6 protein-coding genes are annotated in these 5,412 nt (G+C 55.8%); 1 reads left to right on the top strand and 5 read right to left on the bottom strand.

What is annotated here, in order from left to right; genetic code table 11:
- A partial coding sequence (locus tag P0D96_RS47395) for a porin (protein WP_408321176.1) occupies positions 1–626 on the top strand: 626 nt, incomplete at its 5' end.
- Between the two features lie 114 nt (positions 627–740).
- On the opposite strand, the gene P0D96_RS47390 is transcribed toward P0D96_RS47395, so the two are convergent.
- From P0D96_RS47390 to P0D96_RS47370, 5 genes are all read right to left on the bottom strand, one after another.
- On the bottom strand, positions 741–1,259 hold the full coding sequence (locus P0D96_RS47390) for a DDE-type integrase/transposase/recombinase (protein ID WP_408321174.1): 519 nt from the start codon (positions 1,257–1,259) through the stop codon (positions 741–743).
- Between the two features lie 133 nt (positions 1,260–1,392).
- Positions 1,393–2,412 carry a quinone oxidoreductase family protein gene (locus P0D96_RS47385; protein WP_408321172.1) on the bottom strand — a complete coding sequence of 340 codons (1,020 nt, stop codon included), beginning with the start codon at positions 2,410–2,412 and terminating at the stop codon, positions 1,393–1,395.
- 141 nt (positions 2,413–2,553) lie between these two features.
- A complete protein-coding gene (locus tag P0D96_RS47380; RefSeq protein WP_408321170.1) occupies positions 2,554–3,339 on the bottom strand; it encodes a 2-keto-4-pentenoate hydratase in 786 nt (261 codons plus the stop codon).
- Between the two features lie 164 nt (positions 3,340–3,503).
- Positions 3,504–4,286 (bottom strand): SDR family NAD(P)-dependent oxidoreductase, encoded by a 783-nt coding sequence (locus P0D96_RS47375; protein WP_408321168.1) that lies wholly within the window; start codon positions 4,284–4,286, stop codon positions 3,504–3,506.
- Between the two features lie 481 nt (positions 4,287–4,767).
- Positions 4,768–5,412, bottom strand: a 645-nt coding sequence (locus P0D96_RS47370) for an IS3 family transposase (RefSeq protein ID WP_408321166.1), incomplete at its 5' end; no start/stop codon positions are given.

Here is a 5,412-nt window from a genome sequence, read left to right as displayed (position 1 = left end):
AGCCCGGCCGTCAGTACTCGGTCAGCAATGACTGGACCGCCACGTTCGCGTCCGGTGCCGATTGGGCTGCCACGGGTCTCGTCTACGGGACACGCGCGAGCGACGTCGACAACGTCAATACGTCGAACAGCATCCAGAATTCGATCAAGTACGTGAGCCCGAATTACAACGGTCTGCAAGCGGGTGCGCTGTACAGCCTCTGTAGTCAGGTGGGTAGTTTTTCGACGAATTCGGTAGTGGATGCAGCGGTCTCGTACTCGAATGGCCTGCTCAAACTCGGTGTCCGTTATACGTTTACAAAACATCCCTATTGCGCGACCTTCGGCGATCAGGGTAGTTCAATTCGTCGGCACTGTCGTCTCGGCTACAGGCGCGAACGACAACATGAACAAAAAGATCTTCGGCGGATATCGACTCGACAGGCAAGCAGGCCGTTGTTGATCTCAGTGGCGGCGCCTACTCGTCCAACAAGCACCAACTCGCCGGTATTTTTGGCATTACCCACAGGTTCTAAGTGTGGGGCCGGCCGCTCGGGCGATGAGTCTACCAGGCAGGTCCGTCCTCGGCAATCCGCCGGCTCTGCTGATCGAGTCCAGCGACCGGCCTGCCTCTACACTTGGATCTGAGCACGCTGGGTCGCGGGCAATCTCCCAGTTGCGCAGCAGGTATGGCCAAGGGCTGCGGGCGGTTTTGTCGCAGTACGGCTCGTGGAGGAGGATGATCGATACGCGAAGTATTGCTTATGTTGCCAATTCGTAGAATTGATCCGCGGCGGACGGATGGGTTCCGCGAGCGCACTTCATCTGTCCTTTGGCGATCATATGCATCACTTCGATGCCGCCAGGAAGAATCCGGACGCAGCGAAACGTCTTAAATCCCAGCATGGGCCCCGTGCGTCGCTTGATCGCCCGATGATCCAGCTCGACGAGATTGTTGAGATGTCTGGACTGGTGGGTTTTGATAGGCGTTTCACGATCAGCATTGATGGCTTCGAGCGCGGTGAGATTGGCACCGCTTTTGTCGATGGTCACCGTTCTCTTGCGACGGCGAAATGCTTTCTCTAGTACCGGCAACAGTTTGAGTACCCAGCGATGGACGGTGGAATGATCGACCGAAGTCCGACGTTCGGCCATCATTTCTTCAAGATGACGCGGACTTAGCGGATACGCGACGTACCAGCGCACGCACGTCAGAATCACCTCCAACGGATAGTGCAAGCATTTCAGTACCTTGGCCAACGCCGGTTTCGGCATCTTCATCGATTCCTCGTCAGCGACTTTGTATCCAGAGAATTCTACTGTCCATCTCTTACTACGACACAATCCGATGAACGCCTAGGTCGCCGGGAGCAACCCCATGGGAAGTAATGCCCACCGGGCGACGGGCAAAGTGCTACGACCAATCGAGTTTCGGTACCAATACAACGGAGCCGGTAGTCTTGCCGTCGACTAGATCTTGCTGCGCTCGCGCTGCATCTTCGAGAGGAAACTCAGTGTACTTGACTAGGATCTTCCCAGCGGAGATCAAATTGAAGAGGCATTTGGCGCCTTCGTGAAAATCTGCATCGGCCGCTACGTATTGGCTGACCGTTGGTCGTGTCAGGAACAACGATTTTGTGCGAAGCGTGCCTAACGGTACAGGATCCGGATCACCGGACGGCCATCCGTAAGAGACAATGTATCCGAACCGGGCCGCAGCATCGATAGATTCTTCAAACGTTGCTTTGCCAATGCTCTCGTAGACAACCTTGGCACCCGCCCCTGCAGACACCTCCTTGACCATCGCTGAGAAGCTTTCATCGGGCGTGACCACTACGTGATCACAACCGTATTTCTTTGCGACTTCAACCTTGTTTCTGGATTCGACCGTGCCGACAACTGTCGCGCCGAGGTGTTTAAGCCACTGAAGCAGAAGCAATCCGACTCCGCCGGCGACAGCATGGACCAGCACCACATCGCCCTTTCGCAGGGGAGTGATCCGGTTAGCGAGGTACCATGCAGTAAGACCTCTAAAGATCGCGCCAGCAGCAACCTGAGGGGACATACCTTGGTCAGGCAACTTGTACACCCGACCAGCCGGCACGATGCGAGTACTACTGTAACTTCCTGGCGTTGAGCAAAGATACGCCACGCGGTCCCCTGTTTGCACGCCCGATACTTCAGCGCCGGCACTTTCGACGCGCCCCACGCCTGAGAATCCGAGCCCACTGGGCAATTGCATTTGCATCGCACCTGAGCGCATCATCGTATCGATAAACTCGACACCGATGGCCTCATGGCGGATCTGTACTTCATCTTTTCCAAGCGCGTGAGGTTCGGCAAGGGGCACCCATTCCAGTACCTCAGGGCCGCCCTGTTTCGCGAATGTATATTGTCCATCTGATTTGCTGCTTTCATTACGGCTCGACTGCATTTTTTACCTCCGTTAACTCATGCTCGTTCTCAAAGCAGATACCGAGATCTCAAATGCGCTCTGTCCTGGCGAGAGCGTCCTCAAGTGTCCCGGTTTGATTTTTTCACCGTGGTTACGACGATCCTGTCTTCCCCGACCCAGCTAGACAAAGCTGACGCTTACGGTCCCAAGGGATCCAAAATCCGCTGTGGCCGAGCCCTTCGCTTCTACCGCCACAGGTGGGGCACAGGCGACCGTAGTGACGATCTGCTCGGCTTCGAGCCCGATACCTAACTCTCTCAACTCGTTGGCGAGCCACGTCATGGCCCATAGGGGGCTGCCCAAAACGTCTGCGCCGGAGCCCTTGCCGACGAGTTGTCCGTTGGGAAAGGTCCTCACCGCGTGGCGAGCGAAGTCATAGTCGCGCGAGTTGGGATCGTCAGATTTCTTGAGGACGAGCCACGCAGCGCATGCTCTGTCGGCGATCAGTTGTAGTTCCCCGGCCGAGGAAAATTCTTCATAGCGGGAGTTGGGAATTTCGAAAGCGAGAAGAAGATCGCCAATTGCGTCCAGCACTTCTGCGCTCTCGTACGGGTCATTTCGCCGGACGAGCGAACGGCGCATTCTGAAAGCGAATTCAGCTTCTGCAATTTTCATCACGCTTCCGCTGAGACTGACCGTTGAGCCCTGTGCCAATATTTGGTCCTCAAAAACCAGTCCGGCGATAGGCCGAACCACTCCTATATGTTTCTGGCCTGCAAGGCTCGTTGCTGCAATCTTCCAGCCGGCAATTGTCAAGTTGGATATCTGTCCATACTCGCGCTGAATGTCGTCCGCCGCGGCCTTGTTCAAAGGTCGAACGTCAGATAGAAGCTCCCTGATGGTTTTTCGGCTGTCGTTTCCATTTTTCCGGATCTGCGCCGCTGTCCTCAAACGTTCACGATTCATAGGAAATCCGATTTCAGGTCGGCGGTGTGTTCTGAAGTTTCTTCAATGACGAAATGAAGACATCTTCCGACGCCTATAATCAATGTCGCGAGAACGACACGCTGTGCATGTTCACCCTTCCTAACCTGCATGAGCTTCCTTCCCGGAAGCCAACCATCGAAAAATCAGTCTTCTTCAAGGTCACCGGTCTTCATGACGCCCGCGGCGAGGTAACCGCCATCGACGGGCAACATGACACCATTAACGAAGCCTGCTGTCTCGGACGCGAGAAAGAGGATCGCGTCTGCCATCTCTTCCACCGTTCCAAGGCGTCGCGCCGGGATCATGGAGGTGTAGGCGTTCACGGTCTGGGTGTTGTAGCTGGACTCGGTCATGGCGGTAACGACGGGACCGGGAGCGAGCGCATTCGCGGTCACTCCGTGCGGGCCCAACTCAATTGCCAGCTGCCGCGTCAGTCCAACAACCGCGGCCTTTGACGTCCCATACGCGGCACGCCCGATGCCGGCGCGAGCAGCGCTGATTGAGGCCACATTGATAATGCGCCCATACTTCTGTGCAACCATTCCTTTTCCGGCGCGCTTGGCGCACAGGAAAGAGCCGGTGACATTGACCGACATAACTCGCTCCCATTCATCGATGGGGTAGGCAAGAATTGGCTTCACACCCATAATCCCCGCGCTATTAACTAGGATATCGACCGCACCTCCGTTCCAGTCTTCGGCGAGCGAGAATGCGCGTTCGATTGAATCCGCATTTGAGACGTCAATTCTGATTGCGGTTGCTTTGCCTCCAGCTTGCTCAATCTGACCGGCTACCCGTTTTGCGTTGTCGATATTGACGTCGGCTACAACGATTGAAACCATTTGATGCGCGAGGGCAAGTGCCGTCGCCTCTCCGATACCTGAACCGCCTCCCGTGACAACCGCGGCTCGAGAATTGAAATTCATAGCTCCTCCAATATCCTTGATTTTGACTCTATGCGATTGTCCGGCTGCTGCGGCCGGACCGCTAAATAAACGTTACGCTTCAGACTAGAAGTGCAACAGTCGCAAAACTACTCTACGGGTCAACCCCACCCGGAATGCCGTTGTAATCACCGGCGGAGAGGCTGGTAGATGGCATTCGGCACAATATCGCCCCGACGTAGCCGCAGTCCGCAGAGTGGCGAAACGTCAGTATGTGGGACACGGCGCGGTTAACAGATGCTCGCGGCGTCCCGAGTCCCAGCTGACGCTTCAATTAACCTGACACGGTATTTGCAGTGAGCGCGATTTCACAAATGATGTTTCGCGAAGTTGAGCCGCGTCGAGTGGCAGGTGGCTCCGGCTCGGTGCCAGTGATCGTAATTTCAGTGCGGCGGATCCAGCCTGAGAGGTGGCCCCGTTCGTTCGGACAGTTTTTTCGATTTTTAAGTGGAACGCTGGGCGGTCACGCTGCCAATTTAATCGCGGGCAGCATCGCGAAGTAAGCTTCATCCGGGGTCTTGTCCGACAGACTTGAATGAGGCCTTTGCTGGTTGTACCACGTCAGGTAGTTAGCGATGGACTTCCGTGCCTGGCCGACGGACTCATAGGCCTTCAAATATATCTCTTCGTACTTCACGCTGCGCCACAGCCGTTCGATAAAAACGTTGTCCCGCCAGCTTCCCTTGCCGTCCATCGACAGAGCGATTCCGCGTGAGAGGACCGCGTCGGTGAAGACTGTACTGGTGAACTGACTGCCTTGATCGGTGTTGACGATCTCAGGCAATCCATATTTCGTGAATGCCTCTTCAAGCGCTGCCACCGCATGCTCAGCCTCCATCGTGATCGCGACTCGGTGCGCTAAAACACGGCGGCTGGCCCAATCGATCACCGCAGTGAGATAGACGAAGCCCTGTGCCATAGGTACGTAAGTCGTGTCCAATGCGAACACCTGGTTGCTGCGCTCGATCTTCCGATCGCGCAGCAGGTACGGCCAGATCTTGTGAGCCAGATGTTTGCGGCTCAAGTTCGGCTTGCGATACAGCGCCTCAATGCCCATTTTGCGCATCAACGTGCCCACGTGCTTGCGTCCAATCGCGATGCCTTCTCT

The organism is Paraburkholderia sp. RL17-347-BIC-D, from assembly GCF_046027915.1.
Lineage (GTDB): Bacteria > Pseudomonadota > Gammaproteobacteria > Burkholderiales > Burkholderiaceae > Paraburkholderia.
This window is presented reverse-complemented; position numbering and strand designations above follow the sequence as displayed.

Coding starts and splice junctions, on each gene's coding strand:
- P0D96_RS47390 (WP_408321174.1), bottom strand. CDS start 1,259: ATGAAGATGCCGAAACCGGCGTTGGCCAAGGTACTGAAATGCTTGCAC.
- P0D96_RS47385 (WP_408321172.1), bottom strand. CDS start 2,412: ATGCAGTCGAGCCGTAATGAAAGCAGCAAATCAGATGGACAATATACA.
- P0D96_RS47380 (WP_408321170.1), bottom strand. CDS start 3,339: ATGAATCGTGAACGTTTGAGGACAGCGGCGCAGATCCGGAAAAATGGA.
- P0D96_RS47375 (WP_408321168.1), bottom strand. CDS start 4,286: ATGAATTTCAATTCTCGAGCCGCGGTTGTCACGGGAGGCGGTTCAGGT.